18 protein-coding genes are annotated in these 21,983 nt (G+C 41.1%); 4 read left to right on the top strand and 14 right to left on the bottom strand.

All coding sequences use genetic code 11. The features are described from left to right. Positions 1-370 precede the first annotated feature (370 nt). Positions 371-1,096 carry a lipopolysaccharide kinase InaA family protein gene (locus tag ACTG7Q_RS02760; RefSeq protein ID WP_439240606.1) on the top strand — a complete coding sequence of 242 codons (726 nt, stop codon included), beginning with the start codon at positions 371-373 and terminating at the stop codon, positions 1,094-1,096. 27 nt (positions 1,097-1,123) lie between these two features. Continuing rightward, on the top strand, positions 1,124-1,792 hold the full coding sequence (rpe, locus tag ACTG7Q_RS02755) for a ribulose-phosphate 3-epimerase (RefSeq protein ID WP_439240604.1): 669 nt from the start codon (positions 1,124-1,126) through the stop codon (positions 1,790-1,792). A gap of 106 nt (positions 1,793-1,898) precedes the next feature. Here rpe and ACTG7Q_RS02750 read toward each other — a convergent pair whose 3' ends face one another. The 5 genes from ACTG7Q_RS02750 to ACTG7Q_RS02730 all read right to left on the bottom strand — a co-directional run bounded on the left by ACTG7Q_RS02750 (position 1,899) and on the right by ACTG7Q_RS02730 (position 7,567). Continuing rightward, a complete protein-coding gene (locus ACTG7Q_RS02750) occupies positions 1,899-3,881 on the bottom strand; it encodes a TonB-dependent receptor plug domain-containing protein (protein ID WP_439240602.1) in 1,983 nt (660 codons plus the stop codon). A gap of 90 nt (positions 3,882-3,971) precedes the next feature. Beyond that, entirely contained in the window at positions 3,972-4,802 is an 831-nt protein-coding gene (locus tag ACTG7Q_RS02745) for a class I SAM-dependent methyltransferase (protein WP_439240600.1), read from the bottom strand. Position 4,803: 1 nt separating this feature from the next. Further along, positions 4,804-5,553, bottom strand: coding sequence for an ABC transporter ATP-binding protein (locus ACTG7Q_RS02740; protein WP_439240598.1), 750 nt, complete (start codon positions 5,551-5,553; stop codon positions 4,804-4,806). Beyond that, positions 5,550-6,533: a FecCD family ABC transporter permease gene (locus ACTG7Q_RS02735; protein ID WP_439240596.1), complete on the bottom strand. Its 984-nt coding sequence runs from the start codon at positions 6,531-6,533 to the stop codon at positions 5,550-5,552. The genes ACTG7Q_RS02740 and ACTG7Q_RS02735 overlap by 4 nt, the downstream gene beginning before the upstream one ends. Then, positions 6,533-7,567, bottom strand: coding sequence for an iron ABC transporter substrate-binding protein (locus tag ACTG7Q_RS02730; RefSeq protein WP_439240593.1), 1,035 nt, complete (start codon positions 7,565-7,567; stop codon positions 6,533-6,535). Before ACTG7Q_RS02730 ends, ACTG7Q_RS02735 begins: the two co-directional genes overlap by 1 nt. Positions 7,568-7,878: 311 nt before the next feature. On the opposite strand from ACTG7Q_RS02730, the gene ACTG7Q_RS02725 reads away from it, so the two are divergent. After that, positions 7,879-10,704, top strand: a complete 2,826-nt coding sequence (locus tag ACTG7Q_RS02725; protein ID WP_439240591.1) for a S8 family serine peptidase — start codon at positions 7,879-7,881, stop codon at positions 10,702-10,704. 74 nt (positions 10,705-10,778) lie between these two features. Here the strand turns inward: ACTG7Q_RS02725 and ACTG7Q_RS02720 are convergent, their stop codons facing one another. Further along, on the bottom strand, positions 10,779-12,083 hold the full coding sequence (locus ACTG7Q_RS02720) for a dicarboxylate/amino acid:cation symporter (protein ID WP_439240589.1): 1,305 nt from the start codon (positions 12,081-12,083) through the stop codon (positions 10,779-10,781). Between the two features lie 264 nt (positions 12,084-12,347). Between ACTG7Q_RS02720 and aspA the strand changes: the two genes are divergently transcribed. Further along, the gene (aspA, locus tag ACTG7Q_RS02715; protein ID WP_439240587.1) at positions 12,348-13,775 is read left to right on the top strand and encodes an aspartate ammonia-lyase; all 1,428 of its coding nucleotides are present in this window, start codon (positions 12,348-12,350) and stop codon (positions 13,773-13,775) included. Positions 13,776-13,839: 64 nt separating this feature from the next. On the opposite strand, the gene ACTG7Q_RS02710 is transcribed toward aspA, so the two are convergent. From ACTG7Q_RS02710 to pckA, 8 genes are all read right to left on the bottom strand, one after another. Beyond that, entirely contained in the window at positions 13,840-14,448 is a 609-nt protein-coding gene (locus ACTG7Q_RS02710) for a NapC/NirT family cytochrome c (protein WP_439240585.1), read from the bottom strand. Between the two features lie 8 nt (positions 14,449-14,456). Next, positions 14,457-14,906, bottom strand: coding sequence for a nitrate reductase cytochrome c-type subunit (locus tag ACTG7Q_RS02705; RefSeq protein WP_439240583.1), 450 nt, complete (start codon positions 14,904-14,906; stop codon positions 14,457-14,459). Positions 14,907-14,939: 33 nt separating this feature from the next. Next, entirely contained in the window at positions 14,940-15,833 is an 894-nt protein-coding gene (gene napH / locus ACTG7Q_RS02700) for a quinol dehydrogenase ferredoxin subunit NapH (protein ID WP_439240580.1), read from the bottom strand. Further along, the gene (gene napG, locus ACTG7Q_RS02695) at positions 15,833-16,738 is read right to left on the bottom strand and encodes a ferredoxin-type protein NapG (protein ID WP_439240578.1); all 906 of its coding nucleotides are present in this window, start codon (positions 16,736-16,738) and stop codon (positions 15,833-15,835) included. Before napG ends, napH begins: the two co-directional genes overlap by 1 nt. Positions 16,739-16,804: 66 nt before the next feature. After that, entirely contained in the window at positions 16,805-19,291 is a 2,487-nt protein-coding gene (gene napA, locus ACTG7Q_RS02690) for a nitrate reductase catalytic subunit NapA (RefSeq protein WP_439240575.1), read from the bottom strand. A gap of 54 nt (positions 19,292-19,345) precedes the next feature. Then, the gene (locus ACTG7Q_RS02685) at positions 19,346-19,609 is read right to left on the bottom strand and encodes a chaperone NapD (RefSeq protein ID WP_439240572.1); all 264 of its coding nucleotides are present in this window, start codon (positions 19,607-19,609) and stop codon (positions 19,346-19,348) included. A 6-nt stretch (positions 19,610-19,615) separates the two neighbouring features. Further along, positions 19,616-20,140 carry a ferredoxin-type protein NapF gene (napF, locus tag ACTG7Q_RS02680; protein ID WP_439240569.1) on the bottom strand — a complete coding sequence of 175 codons (525 nt, stop codon included), beginning with the start codon at positions 20,138-20,140 and terminating at the stop codon, positions 19,616-19,618. A 200-nt stretch (positions 20,141-20,340) separates the two neighbouring features. Beyond that, complete coding sequence (gene pckA / locus ACTG7Q_RS02675; RefSeq protein ID WP_439240567.1) at positions 20,341-21,957, bottom strand: phosphoenolpyruvate carboxykinase (ATP); 1,617 nt, start codon at positions 21,955-21,957, stop codon at positions 20,341-20,343. Positions 21,958-21,983: the final 26 nt, after the last annotated feature.

Here is a 21,983-nt window from a genome sequence, read left to right as displayed (position 1 = left end):
AACTGCTTGCTTTTAAATCGTACTTTCCATTCTTATTAAAGAATAGAAGTTAATGAATTTCTAAGTTAAGCACCTATTAAGACTTCAAGTTTTATTTAATTTTTTAAAACAAGTCAATCAACAAGTGCCCACACAGATTGTCTGATAAATTGTTAAAGAACAAAAAACAACGACGCACGCTAGAAAGTTCGATTTTCACAACAGTGCGTCGTTGTGTGGAGCGTATTATAGAGATTTGAAAATCCTTTGCAAGTGTTTTTTATCAATTTCTTTGAAAAAATACTGACTTGAATAAAAAAAACATAAATCCCCTCCGAGTAACCATCAATTTAATGGTATAATTAGCACTTTCAATTTCTTGTAATCATCAATGACACTTGAACAATATGCTAAAACCCTCTGTTTTCAATACCCCGAAAAACGTGTTCACCCATTTACTTTTGAAAACCACCATTATTGGCTAAAACAACCCGAACAGACTAAAGGTGCTCAACGCTTTCTCAAACCTCATCCTAGAAAAACGTTCCATAAAGAAGTCAAACGTTTATTAGTATTACAACAAAAGAAAGCCCCCATTCCTCATATTTATATTGCTAACGATAGTATGTTGGTGATGGAAGATGCGGGCATTTCCGTTAATCATTGGATGGCAGATCCTTTAATTTCCTCCGAACAAAAACAACAAATCCTCAATGACTGTGCGATTGCTTTAGCTGATTTACATAAACAAAAACTGATTCATGGTCGACCTTTTGTAAAAGATATCTTATGGAAAAATGGCATCGTGAGTTTTGTGGATTTTGAAGTCGATATTATCTCTCACAATCCAATTCAACAGCAGGTGCAAGATAATATTCTATTTATCATTGGTATGTGCCGAGAGCCAATTCTCACCAAAGAACAAATTAAACACGCTGTCATCACTTACAAAAACAGTACAGAGCACCCTATTTGGCAAGCAACATGCCAAAAACTCTGGTATTACCGCCTCATTTACTGGCTATTATTCCCTTTCAAAAAAATAGCGGGTAAAGACTTAAAAGCACTTTATTTACTTATAGAAATATGCTACAACGATGACATTCTGGTAAAATAAGCTCTGATTCTATATAGGAGAAATCGTATGCAACCTTATTTAATTGCCCCCTCTATTCTTTCCGCTGATCTTGCTCGTTTAGGTGAAGATGTGGAAAAAGTCATCAACTGCGGCGCAGATTTAATTCATTTTGATGTTATGGATAACCATTATGTACCGAACCTCACCTTTGGTGCACCAATTTGTCAGGCTTTACGTGATTACGGCATCACTTGCCCTATTGATGTCCATCTTATGGCCAGCCCAGTAGAACGATTAATTACTGACTTTGCCAAAGCAGGCGCAACATCAATCACATTCCACCCAGAAGCCAGTATCCATATTGACCGCACTTTACAACTGATTCGTGACCAAGGTTGCCAATCTGGCTTAGTATTCAACCCTGCCACACCGTTAAGCTATTTAGATTATGTCATGGATAAAGTCGATATTATTTTACTCATGTCAGTAAACCCAGGTTTCGGAGGGCAATCTTTTATTCCCGCTACACTAGATAAACTAAAACAAGTTCGCCAACGTATTAATGAAAGTGACTTGCCAATTCGGTTAGAAGTTGATGGCGGGGTGAAAGTAAATAATATTGCTCAAATTGCGAAAGCAGGTGCGGATATGTTCGTAGCGGGATCTGCTATTTTTGATCAACCTGATTACAAACAAGTGATTGACGCCATGAGAGCAGAGCTTGCACTGGTTTAAGATAATCCTAGCCGAGACAAAACAGCGCCTTCATCAATAAGTGATGAGGGCGCTTATTTTTCTAAGTATTAGACCCACGTGATATCTAAAAATCACGTCTTATATCTTAAAATGTATATTTCACATTTGCAAAATAAACCCGCCCTTCTTCGACATAACCATCCGCAAGATAATAATTTTTATCGAAGATATTAGATACGCCGACATCAAGGCTTAGGCCTTGTTTAAAGGCATAAGTGATTTTCGCATCGGTGGTGCCAAAGCCAGATAGCGTTTCGTATTTTTTGTTCACTAAAGCATAACGTCCTGATTCAGCCGTTTGACTTAAATACACTGATAATTCCGGTGTCATTTTCCAATCCACATACGCAAAGAATTTGTGGCGTGGTAATTCGGTCACTTTAATGCTCGCATCACTGTTTTTTGCTTTGGTGTAAGTGTAATTGGCGCCCAAAGTGAAATCTTTGGTCAAAAAGGCCGTTACGCCCAACTCTACACCTTTATAAATGGCTTTATCCACATTTTTGTTTTGTACTTCAGCGGTCGCATCGTTGATAGCGACTTCATTAATTGCATCTTTAATGTGACTATAAAATAATGCGCCTTCCACCTTAAACATATCATTAAAGGTATGGAAATAACCGAGTTCAACATGATCAGCAATCTCTGGTTTTAAGAATGGGTTAGGTAAGCGATTTCTACTCAAACTACGAGAATAACGCTCTTTCATGGTTGGCAAATGGCTTTTATGGGCATAACTAAGGCTTAACTCGTCATGTTGAGTAAAGTTATGCACAATCTTGGCTTGATAATTGACAGCATGTTGTGAACTCGTATCGAATTCATATAAACCATAAGGGCCTTTTGCATAAAGACGTTGATAATTTTGTGCTTGCACAGCGTCTTTATAGTCATAGCTCACGCCAATGATAGCTTTAGTGCTATCGGTGAAGCTATAGGTATCTTCCAATCCAATGCTGTAAGTACGATCTTCATTACGTGCCACAGGATCACCATCATTATGCTCACGATGCACATCAAATTTGTAAAGTGCGGATAATTTTAAGGTATTTTTTGCACTGGTGTTCGCCCCAAATTCTAGACCTGCACCATAGGAATAGTCTCGATAATGGCTGTTAAATGAGCTATTTTTACTTTGCGTGCTAAAGGTTTCATCATCATACACTGACAAATCATTATTGAACGTGTCGTGGAATAATTTGCTGTTGAGATAATATTGACCGCCTGCAAACTCAGTATGTGATAAGAAATAGATGCTTTCTTTATCCCACGCTGGCCAACGCCAGAATCTTGGCGAGCCATTGCCAGTATAAAATGGCTGTTGTTTTCTCGCATCTTGGTTGGAATAAGAAATCGCATATTCATCCGTTGCGTTAGGCGTATAACCTATACGCAAACTTAACTTACGATCACGGCTAGAGGAATTATCCGCTCGTCCACCATTTTCATAACTCGTGACTTGAAAATCACGAGAAAGCTGTAAACCTTGACGCTCAACGAAACTCCCGCTCACCTGCGCATAGAATTTTTCTTGTTTAGTACCTAAACTAAAATAAGGTTGGTTGACTGCAGTATGGTTATTACGCCCTGTTTGATAACCATAACCAATCACGCCCTCAAAAGGTTGGGCCGGTTTGCGGGTCACTAAATTGACGGCACCACCCATAGTATTGGCGCCATATAACACGGAACTTGCCCCTTTAGAAATATTGATTTCTGCTAAATCAAATGTCGTAAAACGACCTAAATCCATGGTGCCATCATAAGGTACATAAACAGGGATGCCATCAATAAATACAGGGACTCGACGAGCATCAAAACCTCGCACACGAATATTTTGTTCACCTCTTGCGCCACCACGATCAAAAGACACCCCAGGCGACATTTTCGCTACTTGAGCCACATTGGTGATTTGATTTTGACGCAGTTGATCTTGATTAACTGACACAGTACTCATATCCGCACTATGTTCTACAACTTCAATTTGACCAAGAGTAAAGACTTCAGCGTAGCTGGTTGCAGAGCAACAAGCTACGGCAATTGCCGTGCAAATGAATGATTTTTTCATTATGTTTCCTTATAGGTAAGAATAAAAAGAAATTATATAAACTATTATACAACGATAATTGTAAAAATTTGAATATTATTTCAGACTTGTTTACATTGGTTCTTTCACCCAACTCAAAAACGCCCATTTTTTCATACTTGGGCGAACCTTTAAATTAACTTGATTCTGGTGGTAATAATCCTTTAATTTGGCAATTTCCACCTCAGTCAAATCACTGCTGATTGACCATTTTACAGTGCGAATAAAATCTTGCTCAGAAAACACCGCTCTTTTTTCCACCGCAGGAGAAACCATGCCACAACCGCTCTCCAGAAAATCCACTTTCACCTGATAGCCTTGTTGATACAACATATTCACCGCATAAATATAATTAGGAAAACCCACGCCATCTCGCTGGATAAATCGCAACACATCCCGATCAATAAAGTCTTTATCCACCGTCATCGTCATATACACGGCTTTTTTGGCTTTTGCATTGAGTTTATCCAACGCCGCTTGTAAATCGCCCACCATTGAAGAACGTGATGACACACAAATATCACATTCAGGCACATCCGTCCAATCATCCTCCCACGAGCGCAACATCGGCAAGACATTATGAATATTAAGCTGTTGGCAGCGTTGTTGTAATAAATTCAGCATGCCTTGGCTGAAATCTAAAGCGTACACTTGTTTCACATGCGGTGCACAAGCCAGCGAAATGGCGCCACCACCACAACCCACGTCTAGTACAGAATCCACACCATCCAAATTCATGCGACTAAGAAAATCCTGCACATAGCGATTGTGTAAATCAAATTGGCTAGCTTGCATTTGCGCCGCCTTGCGATCCCAATCTTGTGGCAATTTAGGTTCTCGGCTAGCTTGTTGAAAATGATGCTGATAAAGTTCGGCAAAATTAATATCATGAATTGTGTTCATCTTATTCCTTAAATAACGCTAAATTTTTGACAAGCACCTCGGGGCTTAAGCGATAAATTTGTGCCAATAATGCCAATTCCATCACTGCTTTTGGCTCACCCTGTTTAACAATACGCGCCTGATCCATTAACACCACATTATCCGCATAACGCAGAGCTTGCTCAGGTTGGTGCGTAGTGAAAATTATGGTTAAGCCTTGTTGGCGTAGCTGTTGAATTTTCTCTAGCACCCGAATCTGATTGCCAAAATCCAGATTGGAGGTAGGTTCATCCATAATTAAACAACGGGGCTGTTGAGCCAACGCCCGTGCAATCAGCACTAATTGCCGTTCACCGCCACTTAATGCTATATAGGATTTGTTGGCTAAATGAGCAATGCTCAACTGCTCAAGGCATTGTTGAGCAATTTGTTTATCTTGCCGAGAGGGCGTGGCATACCAAGCCAAATAAGCGGTTCGCCCCAATAACACCATGTCCGAGACTGGAATAGAAAACACCCCTTGTTGAGCCTGTGGCACATAGCCAATAGTGCGAGCTAACTGAGCCGCAGTCCAATCAAAGTGCGGTGTATTTTCAATCAGAATGTCCCCTTGTAAGGGTTTAATTAATCCTAAAATAGTTTTTAATAAGGTGGTTTTGCCACAACCATTTGCACCGAGTAAAGCCGTGATTTTTTGATGTGGAAATTCAATATTCAGGTGATCTGCGACGGTTTGTTGATAACCAATTTTCAGATTTTTGACTTCAATCATTGCCGTTCCCCCTTGATTAATAAACTCAAGAAAAACGGCGCTCCGACAAAAGCGGTAATCACGCCTAATGGTACTTCAATGGCAAATAAACAACGGGCTAGCGTGTCAGTAATTAACAAAAAGGCTGATCCCAATAAAACGCAAGTAGGCAATAAAAAACGGAAATCCGCCCCAATCCAAAGACGAGCAATATGCGGAATAATTAAGCCCACCCAGCCGATAATCCCTGTTACCGACACTACGGCAGATGTCATTAAGGTCGCACATAAAATGAATAATAAACGGGTGCGATGCAAGTTTACGCCCAGTGCCGTGGCTTCTTCATCATCAAGACTTAACACATTCATTCGCCAACGCAATAAAATCAACGGAATTAAGGCGATTAACACCAAGGGGGCGACCAATTTTAAATCGTTAAAGCTGGTCATATTCAATCCCCCGAGTAACCAAAAGGTGATGGTGCTTAATTGACTATAGGGATCAGCAAGAATTTTCAGTAAGGAAATACCAGCCCCGAGTAAAGCAGAAATGGCGACACCCGATAACACCAAGGCAAGAATCGGATGTTGACGGCGAACCGTACTAGCAATGAAGTACACCAATCCCACCGCCAACAATCCACCAAGAAAAGCGAAAAATTGAATCATCCACAAGGGAAAATCAAAATAAATAGCGATGACTGCCCCCAACCCCGCCCCCGATGTAACCCCTAAAATATCAGGCGACACCAACGGATTTTTAAACATGCCTTGATAAGTTACCCCCGCCACCGACAAGGCCACCCCAACCAAGATCGCCGTTGCAATGCGTGGCAAGCGAATGTTCCACAAAATAATATCCTGTTGCGAAAGCACATCGCCAACCTGGCTCAAAGACTGCCAAATATCAGCAAAAGACAGGGAAAATTGCCCCGAACTCAAGGCAATCAAAAGGCTAACAAGCAACAGCAAACAAGGCAAAATCAAGCGAAAAAGCGGCATTAGTTATTCCCAAAAAGTGCGGTGATTTCTGATGGAGAAATCGCATAACCGTAAAATAAACGGAAATAGCGTTGCACCAACGCATAGGCAGTGGCTTGTGGCAATGCCTCAGGTTTTAATTGATGAGCCAACCACACACAACCCAATAAACGGTTAACACTCGGAGGCGAATCTAGCCAATTAAATGGCAAACTCGGGGCGAGAAAAACTCGCTGATTTTTCACCGCAGTTAACGCCTGCCAGAGCGGATCTTGTTGCGTACGCTGATAAAAATTGGCATCTTGGGTTAGAATCAAATCAGGTTGCCATTGGAAAAGTTGCTCCATTGACACTCGAGCTAATTTTTTCTCGCCCGCACCCTCTGCCACATTTTGTACACCAAGCCAATCCAACACTTCGGTATGAATTGCCCCTTTTAATGCGGTTTCTAGGCCGTCTGCTCCACGGCCCAAATACGCCTTTGTATTATCCGTTGCACAAAGCTGATGGGTTTTACTTAATATTTCATTGGCTAATTCCGCTAAGGCTTTCGCTCTCGTTTGTACTTGCAACAACTCGCCTAATTCGGTGAATTGTTGTGCAGAATCCGCTAACTTGCCTGACAGGATAAAATACGGCAAGTGGGTTTGTTGGCTGATTTTTTCGGCAGTGGACAAAAAAGTTTCGCTCACACTGCCCACATCTAAAATCAAATCAGCGTTTAAACTGATAATTTTTTCTACGGGAGCCGTAGAGGCTCGCCCAGCAATTCGCCCGATATGGGGTAAATTCTGGATTTGTTCGGATAAAAATTTCTTACTCTGAGGTTTAAGATCCGTGGCAATGCCTACCATTTTTTCAGGACTGAGTGCCATTAATAATAAATCAGATACAAAACCCGCACTTAAAATCCGTTGCGGCGTTTTGTTCAATAATCCTGTGCGGATAATGAGAGATTGTGTGGATTGGGAAAAGACCAAGGGTGGTAAAGCTAAATAAGACACCCCAATCAAAAAGGTTTTAATAAAATGACGACGAGATAAAGTTGAAGTCATAATAATGATCCTATTGAATTTGCTATATACGGAACTATATAGCAATAAATTTAGGAACACAATAAAAAATCCAACAAAAACACCGCACTTTTATCCTCTCCGACAAACATTGAGGCTCAATCATATATTAATAACCTATTATTTGTTTTAAATCAAAGTTATTACAAAATTTTCGGCATAAAATAAGTTTTATTTGATTTTTATTTTCATCAAGAAGAAAATAACGCCGTTTTTATAACTAGCAGTGAAAAACGCTTTTATTTAGGTGATAAACAGGTATTTAAAACTATATAAAAAGGAGAATGATGAATATGGACAATTACCCATTTAAACAGACATTACTTGCCGTTATGATTGGCTTAAGCATGACTTCAACATGTTATGCGGAAGATGCTGAGGAACTGGAAGAACAGGAACAAATTATTAATCCTCATAGTGCTATTGGCTTAACGGAACATATTTCAAACCAATATTCAGGGCTTGGCGTCAAGTTAGGCGTGATTGATTCAGGGTTTATGACAGAACACCCCTTATTTAACCAGAAAAAATTACATTCTTTAGCCTTTGACACAACAGATACTGAAGGTAATAAAAAACGCTTTGATCCTAAAGATTACCCTATTGAAACAGAAGAAGATGAAGACGGTGATGAAAAAATAGTTTATATCATGCATGGGGGCCAAGTTGCTGGAATTATCGGTGCCAAATCCGTTGCACAATATGGTTATGAGGGTGGTGTAGCAAAAGAGGCGGATATTTATCTCACCACCACAGAAGCCCAAAAAATATCCTCAGAAGAAGATGATGATGACAATTCAAATATATCCCCAAATAATGACAGTAAACTGGCATTATTGCTTGGGGAAGAGGCAGAAATAAAAGATTATCGTCATACCCTTGCCACTGCCTTTGCGAAACAAACGGAAAATAACCCGTTGGCAATTAATAATAGTTGGAATGAAGATCCTGTAGAGGGAGATGCACAAGCTGTTGATACACGATATAAGGTTGGTATTGCACAAGCAACAGATAATGAATTGGTCAATGCCATTCAAAGTGCGGTGAAAAAAGGCAGTATTATTGTATTTGCAGCGGGTAATGAAAGTAAGCAACAACCAGGTATTATGGCAGCATTACCTCGCTATTTACCCGCCTTGGAACATCATTATCTTTCGGTAGTAGCGGTTAATGATGGAGAAAATTTAGCAGATTATTCCAATCATTGTGGTGTCAGTAAAAATTGGTGTGTCGCTGCACCTGGGTCATTCACCGTGCTTGTCACCAACGGAGCAGAGCAGCATATTCAACAGCCCGGCTTACAAATGCAAGAGGGAACCTCCTTTGCAGCCCCAGTTGTCACAGGTGCATTGGCTTTAGTGAAACAACGTTTTAATTATTTTACCTCAAGCCAAGTGCGAGATACTTTACTCACCACCGCCACAGATTTAGGCGAAACTGGTATTGATGATACATTTGGTTGGGGATTAATTGATTTATCCGCAGCCATAAATGGACCTGCAAAATTGTTGCAAAATGAAACCTATACGCTCTCTACTAATGATACTTGGCTTAATGATTTAACTGGGGAATATCAATTAACCAAAAACGGGCCTGCTGCTTTAACCTTGGCAGGAGAAAATAACCGCTTAAAAGCGATTGTAGTAAATGAAGGAAAATTAGTATTAACAGGACAAACATCAGTCGATCATATCAGCAACAATGCCCAGTTAGCAATATCTGCTTTAACAGTTAATCAAGGCCTTAATGCGACAAGTGATAGCCAATTGATACTCAATACAAAACAAGCATTTACCGCCGAAGGTACGGGAACGCTGATCAATTTAAACGGGATATTAGCCGTATCTAATGACTTAACTCAAGACGTTCAATCGGGAGAAACAATTACTGACGTGTTAGCGCTAAAAAATGGTGCAAGCTATACCGGAGGCTTTACACAATTGATCTCTAACGACAATTTGATCGCAAAAGGATTACGTCAGGATTTATATTTTAAAAATGAGCGGATTACTTTACAAGCGAATGCCAATCAGCCATTTACAGATCCACAAGCCAACAGCAATGGTAATAATGGATTACAGTTGCTTAACGCATTACGTGACACCCCTATCGCATGGAAAAAAGGCATTTATAATGATTGGCTGCAACATGCCATTGAATATCATGATTTACAGCATTTCCATTATGCCATTGGGAATGTTATCTATGCGGATAGCCTTGATTTATTGAGAAATCACACTGCACTGGGTTTAACACAGACCGATAAAAATTTATCCCATTTACAAGCTCACCCTACAGGTCATGTCAACGTTTGGGTTGAACGTAATGGACAGCGTTATAAATCAGATCACTTTTCATCAAATGCTACTCAATTTGACCAAAAAACCCAATTTAAAACGTACAGCACAGGCATTGGCGTGGCTTATAAACCAAGTGATAAGTTATTTTTCACTGGACATTTAAACTACCATAAATCAGATATTATCAAAAACAATGCTAGCGCCACTATAAAACAACATGAGGCAAAAATGGCATTGCGTTATATGCCGGCAACAACAGGTTGGTTTATGGATGTCATGGGAAATATCGCCCATGTCGATTACCAACAAAACCGCCACTTTCATTCCGCCACATTAGGAATGGGTTCAAATAAAGGTTGGTTCATCGGTGGTGAATGGCAAACGGGATATAATCTGGCGCTGAGTAATTGGTCTTTGACCCCAAAAGTTGGATTACAAGCGACACGTTTAAGTATGCGAGCTTTAACTGAAAAAGGCGAATGGGCAACATCAACCTCACCTTATCATCAAACAGACGTAAACTTATCTAGCGGAATAGAGTTGACCCACGCCTTTACTCTAAGTAACTGGAAAATCACGCCAAACCTAGATGTAAGTTATCTTCGTTATCTCAACGGAAAACGAAACGTGATCACGAGCAAATTAAAGGATATTACATTTAACAGTATGTCCACGGTTTTCAGTAAAAATATCTGGGCCTTGGGTGTTGGGGCTACGCTCGAAAAAAATAACTGGTTACTGTCAGCAAGTGTCAATCAAAATACCTTTAAACAAGGTAGGGCGACAACTTGGCAAGCTAAATTTGGGTTTACCTTTTAACTCAATTCCCCCCTAAAAAAAATAGGATTGCGGTATTCTATCGCAATCCTATTCAACAAAAAACGACGTGAAAATTAACTATTCCACTGCTCAACATCCAATTCTTTTTCAGTTTTTGCTACATAAACCGATGCAACGGCATCACCTGTCACATTCATCCATGTACGCCCCATATCTAAAATGGAATCAATACCTAGAATCATACCGTAGGCAATAGCAACACTGCCACTGACTTTAATACCGACCGACTCTAACACCAATAACAACATTAACGCCCCTGCGCCTGGCACACCCGCTGTACCGATAGCCGCTAACATAGAGGTAATAATAATGGTGAAATAATCACCACCTGTTAAGGTAATGCCGCAAGCGTTCGCAATAAATAACGTACATACGCCTAAATAAACCGTGGTGCCATTCATATTTACCGTCGCCCCCACTGGCAATACAAATCCGTACACAGATTTTGGGATCCCCATATTTTCTGCACATTGCATGGTAATGGGTAAGGTACCATTAGAACTTCGGGTCACAAACGCTGTTAACATAGCTGGACGGACTTTTTTCAAGAACGTGGCAGGACTTAATCCAACTGACGCACAGACAGCGGAATACACCACCAAAATCATCACGATTAACCCTAAGAAATAGGTCACGGTCACATTTAATAACGAACTAAACGCTGCGGCCCCACTTTTATTAAAGACCACAAACATTAAGGCAAACACCCCAATGGGCGCATATTGCATCACCCAACCGACCACTTTAAACATGATTTCACTCATGCCATCAAAGAAACTGTACACCGTATTGGCTGAGTTTTTAATGCGTTCATCTTCGCTAGCACGGCAATAAGCCAAGCCAATACCAAAAAATAAACAGAAAGCAATAATCGGTAAAATATCGCCTTTAGCAATGGAATCAAACGGATTAGTCGGGATAATATTTAATAAAATTTGTCCCATACTTGGCGCATTGGCCGCTTTTTCTACTGCTTTAGAGGCATCGCTTAAATCCAACCCTAAACCAGGGGAGAAAATCGTGGCACTGGCTAAACCAATACCAATCGCAAGTAAGGTGGTGATCGCATAAAATAAAATCGCTTTCCCCCCGACTCGACCTAATTTATCGGGCGAAATACTACTGGAACCAATAATTAATGAACAAATAATAATTGGTACCATGATCATTTTTAATAAACGCACGAATAAATCACCAAAAGGTGTAATCGCACCGACCAATGAGGTGTCACCAATCATAAAATTTTGCGGTAAAATCATACCAATGGCGGAACCCAACACTAATGCAATAATAATTCTCACCAGTAATTTAGAATTTCCACTTTTCGATGTTTTTTGAGATTGAACTGTTGTACTCATATTTTTTCCTGTTATTGATTAAAATATCGCTAAAGCATGACTCACTTTGCGCTGAAAATATACTCGTTTTTTAACAGAAATCCAACTAGATTTATGGTTTTTTCTATTATTTTAACCTCCTAAAGATTACTATTTCTAATTCGACACATAAAATTATATATTGCGTCTCATGTTAATTTTGTGATCTTCGTCAACTTTTTTTTAACAAATTTTCGGTATTATTTACATAAATTTAACCTAATCCCAAAACACAAGGAGAAATTTATGAATAACACCCGAGTTGAAGTCGATTTGTTAGGCGAAAGAGAAGTCTCTAACGACGTCTATTGGGGCATCCATACTCTAAGAGCGGTAGAAAATTTTAATATTTCTAGAAATACCATTTCCGATGTGCCTGAGTTTGTGCGGGGTATGGTGATGGTGAAAAAAGCCACTGCACTGGCCAATGGTGAACTCGGTGCCATTCCAAAAAAAATCGCCAAAGCCATTGTACAAGCCTGTGATGAAGTTCTAGTCAAAGGTCGCTGCATGGATCAATTCCCATCCGATGTGTATCAAGGCGGTGCGGGTACGTCAGTCAATATGAATACCAACGAAGTAGTGGCCAACCTCGCATTGGAATTATTAGGTCACCAGAAAGGACAATACGATATTATTAACCCAATGGATCATGTCAACGCCAGTCAATCCACCAATGACGCCTATCCAACGGGTTTCCGCATTGCGGTGTATAACAGCATTCTCACCTTAATTGACCGCATTCATTATTTACAAAAAGGCTTTGAAAACAAAGCGGAAGAATTTGCCAACGTGTTAAAAATGGGACGCACCCAATTACAAGATGCGGTGCCAATGACTGTTGGACAAGAATTTAAAGCCTTTGCGGTATTGTTAGAAGAAGAAGTACGTAATTTACAACATACCGCAAAATTATTGCTTGAAGTCAACCTTGGCGCCACGGCAATCGGCACAAGATTAAATACGCCTGAGGGCTATACTGAACTCGCGGTCAAATACTTAGCAGAAGTGAGCGGTTTGCCTTGTGTACCATCCGAGAACCTGATTGAAGCTACTTCCGACTGCGGTGCCTATGTAATGGTGCATGGTGCATTGAAACGTACTGCGGTGAAATTATCCAAAGTTTGTAATGACTTACGTTTGCTTTCTTCTGGCCCTCGCGCAGGCTTAAATGAAATCAATTTACCAGAATTACAAGCAGGCTCCTCCATTATGCCAGCCAAAGTCAATCCTGTGGTGCCAGAAGTAGTGAATCAAGTATGCTTTAAAGTCATCGGTAACGACACCACGGTCACATTCGCTGCCGAAGCAGGCCAATTACAATTAAACGTCATGGAACCCGTGATTGGTCAAGCTATGTTTGAATCTATTCAGATTTTATCCAATGCGTGCGTGAATTTACGGGATAAATGTATTGACGGTATCACTGTGAACAAAGAAATTTGTGAGAATTTCGTGTTTAATTCCATTGGTATCGTCACCTATCTCAATCCATTTATTGGCCACCATAACGGCGATATTGTAGGCAAAATCTGCGCCACAACGGGTCGCAGTGTGCGAGATGTTGTGTTAGAAAAAGGCTTACTCACCGAAGCACAATTAGATGATATTCTTTCGGTGGAAAACTTGATGAACCCAACCTATAAGGCCACACGTTTCACTGACGACGAATAAAAATCTGGTCAGTTTTCACCGCACTTTTTTGGGATGGGAAAGTGCGGTGATTTTTTATTGAATTTTATTGTTCTTTTTTCAACATATCTTCAGGTACAAAACTTTTTTGCACATCTTTCATTTGCGGTAACTGATGGGCGATGCCTTTATGGCAATCAATACAGGTTTTGCCCTGTTCTTGTGCCATGGCGTGCATTTGTTGGGCGACCGCTTTTTGTTGCGTAAAGTCCATATCTTCAAAATTATGACAGTTTCGACATTCCTGCGAATTATTGGCTTTCATTCTCGCCCATTCACGCTCAGCCATTTCTAAACGATGGGCCTCAAATTTTTCTTTGGTATCCACTTTGCCTGTCACATGGGCTAACACTTCCGTACTGGCTTGCATTTTACGAATCATTTTAGGGCCAAAATCATGTGGCACATGGCAATCAGAACACACCGCTTTTACCCCAGAACGGTTAGAATAATGCACAGAGGCGTGGTATTCTGGCACCACATCATTCATATGACAATCGGAACAAAATTGTTCGGTATTGGTAGATTCCAATCCCTTGTTAAAGCCGCCCCACACCAATAAAGTCGCAATCGCTGTTAAGACAATGACACTTCCTACTGCCATATTACTACGGCGACATAAACGCTCACGAATTTTCTTGATTAAACCAAACATCGTTCCCCCTATTTCCCTTGATTTTCACGAATGGTATCGAATTTATTTTGAATGATTGGATCCACTTCGGCTTGTTGAACATGACATTGCAAACAGAAATAACGGCGTGGCGACGTTTCGCCTGTTGGATTGCCATCACGATCTTTAAAGTGGCTTTCAGGTACTCTTGGTGCACCTGTGGTCGGTGATACTTCAGGTGCATGACAAGCTAAACATTGGTTGGCATTTTTGGTCACTTGCAAGCCACGAATACTATGTGGCACCAAGGGGGGTTGATGGGGAAACGTCACAGGGATATTGCCCACATCCTTTGGTGGTGTTGTATAAGCAGGTGCCACATTTTCTGGAATATTTTCTAATTGATCGATAGAACCTATGGCATTCGATAGGTTATTTGGTACATCAGCACTTGCCAATGCTGAAAGTGCGGTTAAAATCAAAGCAAGATATTTATTCATCTTGAATTCACTCCGTAATAAAAGTCGTAAAGTTTAAATTTGTTTAATCGGAATCGGTTTCTCAAAACGAGAACCAAAAGCAAAAACCTGTTCAGCACACACATCAACACAACGTCCGCAACTGATACAGTCTTTATCTAAAATAATCGGGCTATCTTGTGCCGAACCATGTAGCGGCAATCTCAACACTTGCGGCTCTGGGCAAACGTTGTAGCAGTCCATACAGCGATCACAAGCGGAACGATCCACTACATTAACTTTGATGATGCTTTTCACCCCAATTACGCCATACAACGCCCCTATTGGGCAAAGATGGCCACACCAACCGTGTTCCACAACCCATAAATCAAATAAAAAGATAATTGCTACTAGCCACAGCGTCGCCCCCAGTCCAAACACAAACACTCGCCCCAAGGCGGCCACAGGATTAATCCATTCCCATAACAAGGTGCCACTGATACTACTGCCGATTAAAATCATCAACAAAAGACCGTAGCGTAATGAACGTGGTAGTTTGGCACTTTGGCGAATGCCCAATTTTCGGCGTAGCCAAGCCGATAAATCGGTGACCATATTCATTGGGCAAACCCAACTGCAAAAGGCTTTACTGGCGATCAACGCATAAAAGACCACAATAATAAATGCCCCTAAAATGGTCGTCCATTCTGGCACATAGCCTGTGGCAAGGCTTTCTAACGTGATGAGCGGATCGGTTAAAGGAATCCGATCAAACAACAAGCTGGCACTGTAATTTCCTTTTAAAATCCAAATATTCCATAATGGCCCAGTTAAAAACAGCAAAATAATGCTTAACTGACTGAGTCGTCTTAACAATAAAAAGCGATAAGCTCGCCGCCAACCTAATTTTTGACGAGCCTCCAAGCCCGCATTTTGGGGTTTATTGGGGGTAAATTTTACGCTTGCCATTATTTCACCCCCTTAATATTCAAATCCAAATTTGGAAAATGTTCTGCCTTTGGCACCGTGGTTGAGCTTGGTTGATAATCATAAGTCGCTCGATTCGGTGTTGCCACTTTGCTATCGGGTTTCACTGGCATAAATTGATAAGTCGGCTCCACTTGCCCATCTGGCATTCTGGCATCAAGTGCTGGACGCAAACCGTCAGGATGTCTTTCTTCCAATAAAGCTTTACCTGCATTTTGTTTCTCTTGCCAACCCAATCGATAATGGCGACCTAACATCCCTTTGGCTAAATCCATGGGCAACACTTTGATAGCAGCCTCTTCCAATACACAAGCCTGTTCACATTTGCCACAGCCTGTGCAAGCATCGGAATGCACCGTTGGGATCAATTTTGCATGAATTTGAGTTCGGTCATTATGCACTTTTTCCAAGGTGATCGCTTTATCAATCAACGGGCAAACCCGATAACATACATCACAACGCAAGCCTTGCCAATTCAAGCAAGTTTCATGATCAAGCAACACCGCCAAGCCCATTCTGGCCTCATTAATATCCTGCAAAGATTCGCTTAATGCTCCTGATGGGCAAGCATTCATACAAGGAATATCAGGACACATTTCACAGGGCTTATCACGTGCAATAAAATAAGGCGTGCCAGCCTCCATGGGCGATAATAAAGATGCCAAATGCAACATATCATAAGGGCAAGCCTGTACACATTGTCCGCAACGTGTGCAAGCACTTAAGAAATCATCTTCGCTCAATGCACCGGGTGGACGTAAGGCGACACCTTGCTTGGCGTTAGCTTGATGATGTTGTAACCCCAAAATCACCCCCACACCACACAAACCTGCAGTGGTTCGAGTGGCGTTTTTGAGAAATTGGCGGCGATTTGGATCCCATTTCATATAGTGTTCCTTTTGAAAAGTGCAGTAAAAATCACCGCACTTTACAGCATTAACATGGCAAGCAAACTAGGCTGCTTTTTCCACTTTCACCGCACATTTTTTATAGTCGGTTTCACCTGAAATCGGATCGGTCGCATCTAAGGTTAATTTATTAGCAAGCTGTCCCGCATCAAAGAACGTGGTAAAAATTAACCCTTTCGGTGCTTTGTTACGCCCCCTTGTATCAAGGTGTGACAACATTTCACCACGGCGAGTAATGAGTTTTACTTTGTCGCCATGACGTAACCCCCGTTTTTTAGCATCTTCAGGGTGCATCCACACTAAGTTATTCGGGAACGCACGATGTAACTCAGGTACTCGACGCGTCATGGTGCCAGTATGCCAATGTTCCAACACACGTCCTGTGCAAAGCCATAAATCATATTCATCATCTGGGCTTTCTGCCGGTGGCTCATAAGGCACCCCAAGAATCACCGCTTTTTTATCGGGATAGCCATAGAATGCCACTTCTTCCCCTGCTTTTACATAAGGATCGTAGCCCTCACGATAACGCCATAGGGTTTCTTTGCCGTTCACCACTGGCCAACGTAAACCACGCACTTGATGATAGGTTTCAAAATCCGCTAAGTCATGACCATGACCACGCCCAAAGCTGGCATATTCTTCAAATAAGCCTTTTTGTAAATAGAAACCAAATTGATCTGCCTCATCATTGAGATAACCTGGGATATTTTTTGGCGTATCGAATTTATTCACTTCACCGTTCAAATACAATACTTCATAAAGGGTTTTGCCCCGATATTCTGGCATTTGAGCCAATAACTCTTCGTCCCACACTTCATCGGTTGTGAAGTATTTAGAAAATTCCACGATTTGCCATAAATCAGATTTTGACTCGCCCGGTCCTTTTACCTGTTGATACCAGAATTGAGTACGGCGTTCCGCATTACCATAAGCCCCCTCTTTTTCCACCCACATACAGGTTGGCAAAATTAAATCGGCGGCCACGGCAGACACAGACGGATAAGGGTCAGACACCACAATAAAGTTTTCAGGATTTCGCCAACCAGGGAAAATTTCATCATTAATATTCGGGCCACCTTGCATGTTATTAGTACAAAGTTGCCATAAGAAATTGAGTTTACCGTCTTTCAGCATACGGCTTTGCATCACCGCTGAATAGCCTAATTTGGTTGGAATCGTCCCTTTCGGTAATTTCCAGATTTTTTCTGCAATTTCAACATGTTTTGGATTGGTAACGACCATATCCGCCGGTAAGCGGTGGATAAATGTCCCTACTTCACGAGCCGTACCACAAGCGGACGGTTGACCGGTTAAGGAGAATGGTCCACAACCTGGTTTAGAGATTTTTCCAGTCAATAAATGTACATTGTAAATCATATGGTTAACCCACACGCCACGTACATGTTGATTAAAGCCCATGGTCCAATAAGACACCATATTTTGTTCAGGATCCGCATACATTTTTGCCAAGGTTTCCAACTGATCTTTGGGTACACCTGAAATTTCGTGGGCTTTTTCTAAGGTATAAGGGGCAACAATTTGCTTAAATTCCTCAAAAGAAGAATCGTGCATTTTCCCCGCACTTTTGGCATTTTGAGCGGCTTGTTGTAATGGATGTTCTGGACGCAAGCCATAACCAATATCGGTTTCACCGCGTTTAAATTTGGTGTGTTTATTGACGAAATCCCAATTCACTTTATCCTGTTGAATAATGTAATTGGCAATATAATTCAAAATCGCCAAGTCAGAGTGCGGTGTAAAAATAATCGGAATATCGGCTAATTCAAAGGAACGATGTTCATAGGTAGAAAGCACCGCCACTTTCACATTGTCATTGGATAAACGACGGTCAGAAATACGGCTCCATAAAATGGGGTGCATTTCTGCCATATTCGATCCCCAAAGCACAAAGGCATCAGTTTTCTCAATATCGTTGTAACAGCCCATAGGTTCGTCCATACCAAAAGTTCGCATAAAAGCAACGGCTGCCGATGCCATACAGTGACGAGCATTTGGGTCAATGGTGTTGGAACGTAGGCCTGCTTTCCATAGTTTCACTTTGGCATACCCCTCAAAAACGGTGGTTTGCCCAGATGAAAACATGCCCACGGAATTCGGCTCTTTTTTCTTCAAAATATCTTTGACTTTTTCCGCCATGACGGTGAATGCTTGATCCCAAGAGACTGGCGTAAAATCCCCCTCTTTGTGGAATTTACCGTCTTTCATGCGTAATAATGGGGTTTGTACACGGTCAGCACCGTACATAATTTTGGATAAAAAATACCCTTTAATACAGTTTAAGCCACGGTTCACTTCCGCATCGGGATCGCCTTGTGTGGCGACCACACGTCCGTCTTTGGTACCCACTAACACGCTACAACCCGTGCCACAAAAACGGCAAGGGGCTTTGTCCCATTTAATGCCAGTATCATCAGCATACACGTTTGTCACCGGAATGGTCATGCCAGCAGCAGTCGCAGCAGCCAGTGCGGCATTGGCTTTCATAAAATCTCTACGATTGAGTTCCATTGTTTTGTCCCACGTTTTTCTACGTTCTTAAAAGAAAAATAATTAGTTAAAAAGTTATTGTTCATCCAGATAATTGGCGATCAAAGACACCACAATGACGCCATTTATCTCTTTGACGTCATCAATACGATCCGCTAAAGCGAGCTGGCGATCACTTTCAATCGTCACCACTAACTTGCCTTCTCTTGCATTTTCAGCATGAATCTCAGTATGCGGAATCGCTAATATATCGGCTTTTACTTGTGCTAATTTGGCGGGCTTTGCTTGCACCACAAGGCTACACACATACCAGTTTTCGCTTTGATTTAGGTTATTCATTATGGGTTATTTCATGTCTAAAATATGAATGGCTTGCGTTGGGCAAACTGACAAGCACGCCCCACAGCCATTGCAACTGTCTGAGTTTAAAAGTAATGCCACAATGCCACCCAGTTGGGGACGAAAGCGAATCGCTCGGCTTTCACAACTGTCACCACAGGAACGGCATTCAATTTTTTTCGTTAATAAACAGCTATCCTGTATCTCAACCTTATGTAACCAAGGGATTTCCTCGGTGCAACGAAATAGCTGTTCCGTACAACTTTCTACACAGCGTTGGCAAAAAGTACATTCACCACGAGTGAAATCAATTTCAGGCAATCCGTCTTTGCCTTTGATAATAATCTGGGTTTCACAAGCAGTGAGACAGTGATCGCATGCCGTACATTTTTCCAAAAATTCATTCAACTTCGCCCAAGGTGGACGAATTGGCTGATAACCTTGCATTTTTTGCTGTTCGGTTTTCAGACGCTGCAAAAATTTGCCTTGTAGGAAAGCACGGCGTGGCAAAGACGGTTGGTGGTGTAGCAAAAAAATCTCTTTATATACTCAAATTAAATAGTGGCTAATTATGAATCGTTTTGGGTGATTTTATTATTACCCTAAGGGGGTATTTATCGGGATAATGGGCGGGATTTATTGATGAAGATCAAATAAATTCTACATAGGATAAAAAAAGTGCGGTGAAATTCACCGCACTTTCTCATTATTGTATCATCTTTTAGCAAAGATTATGCTTTAGGACCTGCTGCCACTAAGGCTTTACCTTCTGCTGTTACTGTATATTTTTCAAAGTTTTTCACAAAACGGTTAGCTAAATCTTCAGCTTTAGTTTGCCATTGTGCTTTGTCAGCATAAGTATCACGTGGATCTAAGATCGCAGGGTCAACATTTGGTAACGCAGTTGGCACTTCAACATTGAAGATTGGTAATGTTTTAGTTTCTGCTTTGTCGATTGAACCGTCTAAAATCGCATCAATGATACCACGAGTATCTTTGATTGAAATACGTTTACCTGTACCGTTCCAACCAGTGTTCACTAAGTAGGCTTCTGCACCAGCAGCTTCCATACGTTTCACTAACACTTCAGCGTATTGTGTTGGGTGTAAGCTTAAGAATGCGGCACCGAAACAAGCTGAGAATGTTGGTGTTGGTTCAGTGATACCACGTTCTGTACCGGCTAATTTCGCTGTGAAACCAGATAAGAAGTAGTATTTAGTTTGTTCTGGGCTTAATTTAGATACTGGTGGTAATACACCGAACGCATCTGCGGTTAAGAAAATCACTTTTTTCGCATGACCAGCTTTAGATACAGGTTCAACAATGTTATCAATGTGATAAATTGGGTAAGAAACACGAGTGTTTTCAGTTTTTGAACCGTCTGCAAAGTCAACAGAACCATCAGCACGAACCACTACGTTTTCTAATAAGGCATCACGTTTGATGGCACCATAGATGTCAGGTTCGTTTTCTTTAGATAGGTTGATAGTTTTTGCATAGCAACCACCTTCGTAGTTGAATACACCGTCATCGTCCCAACCGTGTTCATCATCACCGATTAATTTACGTTTAGGGTCAGTTGAAAGGGTGGTTTTACCTGTACCTGATAAACCGAAGAATACCGCAACGTCGCCGTCTTTACCCACGTTAGCAGAACAGTGCATTGATGCGATTCCACGTAATGGTAAGAAGTAGTTCATCATTGAGAACATACCTTTTTTCATTTCACCGCCGTACCAAGTACCACCGATTAATTGTACGCCTTCAGTGATGTTGAATGCCACGAAGTTTTCGCTGTTTAAGCCTTGTTCTTTCCAGTTTGGATTGGTCACTTTAGAACCGTTCATTACCACGAAATCTGGTTTGAAGTTCGCTAATTCTGCATCGCTTGGGCGAATGAACATATTTTTCACAAAGTGAGCTTGCCATGCCACTTCGGTAACGATACGTACTGCTAAACGAGTATCGGCATTCGCACCACAGAACGCATCAACCACAAATAAACGTTTACCAGAAAGCTGGTGAGTCACTAAGGATTTTAAACTTTTCCAGGTTTCTTGACTCATTGGTTTATTATCGTTTTTAGCGGCATCGCTAGTCCACCAAACGGTGTCTTTTGATTTGTCATCTAACACGATGTATTTATCTTTTGGTGAACGACCAGTGAAGATACCCGTATCTACTGCCACTGCACCAGTTGTAGTCACGATACCTTTTTCATAGCCTTGTAAGCTATCTTTGGTTTCTTCAGCGAAAAGCAGTTCATAACTTGGGTTATGAACAATTTCTGTCACGCCAGTGATACCAATGTCGTTAAGTTCTTTGATTACTTTGTTTAAGTCAGTCATACATTACCTCATTAGAGTTAGAAAAT

This window comes from Lonepinella sp. BR2474, assembly GCF_051851555.1.
Classification (GTDB): domain Bacteria; phylum Pseudomonadota; class Gammaproteobacteria; order Enterobacterales; family Pasteurellaceae; genus Lonepinella.
This window is presented reverse-complemented; position numbering and strand designations above follow the sequence as displayed.

Coding starts and splice junctions, on each gene's coding strand:
- ACTG7Q_RS02720 (WP_439240589.1), bottom strand. CDS start 12,083: ATGAGTACAACAGTTCAATCTCAAAAAACATCGAAAAGTGGAAATTCT.
- ACTG7Q_RS02730 (WP_439240593.1), bottom strand. CDS start 7,567: ATGACTTCAACTTTATCTCGTCGTCATTTTATTAAAACCTTTTTGATT.
- ACTG7Q_RS02725 (WP_439240591.1), top strand. CDS start 7,879: ATGGACAATTACCCATTTAAACAGACATTACTTGCCGTTATGATTGGC.
- ACTG7Q_RS02760 (WP_439240606.1), top strand. CDS start 371: ATGACACTTGAACAATATGCTAAAACCCTCTGTTTTCAATACCCCGAA.
- napG (WP_439240578.1), bottom strand. CDS start 16,738: ATGAAATGGGATCCAAATCGCCGCCAATTTCTCAAAAACGCCACTCGA.
- ACTG7Q_RS02735 (WP_439240596.1), bottom strand. CDS start 6,533: ATGCCGCTTTTTCGCTTGATTTTGCCTTGTTTGCTGTTGCTTGTTAGC.
- ACTG7Q_RS02745 (WP_439240600.1), bottom strand. CDS start 4,802: ATGAACACAATTCATGATATTAATTTTGCCGAACTTTATCAGCATCAT.
- ACTG7Q_RS02685 (WP_439240572.1), bottom strand. CDS start 19,609: ATGAATAACCTAAATCAAAGCGAAAACTGGTATGTGTGTAGCCTTGTG.
- ACTG7Q_RS02750 (WP_439240602.1), bottom strand. CDS start 3,881: ATGAAAAAATCATTCATTTGCACGGCAATTGCCGTAGCTTGTTGCTCT.
- ACTG7Q_RS02710 (WP_439240585.1), bottom strand. CDS start 14,448: ATGTTTGGTTTAATCAAGAAAATTCGTGAGCGTTTATGTCGCCGTAGT.
- pckA (WP_439240567.1), bottom strand. CDS start 21,957: ATGACTGACTTAAACAAAGTAATCAAAGAACTTAACGACATTGGTATC.
- napH (WP_439240580.1), bottom strand. CDS start 15,833: ATGGCAAGCGTAAAATTTACCCCCAATAAACCCCAAAATGCGGGCTTG.
- rpe (WP_439240604.1), top strand. CDS start 1,124: ATGCAACCTTATTTAATTGCCCCCTCTATTCTTTCCGCTGATCTTGCT.
- napA (WP_439240575.1), bottom strand. CDS start 19,291: ATGGAACTCAATCGTAGAGATTTTATGAAAGCCAATGCCGCACTGGCT.
- ACTG7Q_RS02705 (WP_439240583.1), bottom strand. CDS start 14,906: ATGAATAAATATCTTGCTTTGATTTTAACCGCACTTTCAGCATTGGCA.
- ACTG7Q_RS02740 (WP_439240598.1), bottom strand. CDS start 5,553: ATGATTGAAGTCAAAAATCTGAAAATTGGTTATCAACAAACCGTCGCA.
- aspA (WP_439240587.1), top strand. CDS start 12,348: ATGAATAACACCCGAGTTGAAGTCGATTTGTTAGGCGAAAGAGAAGTC.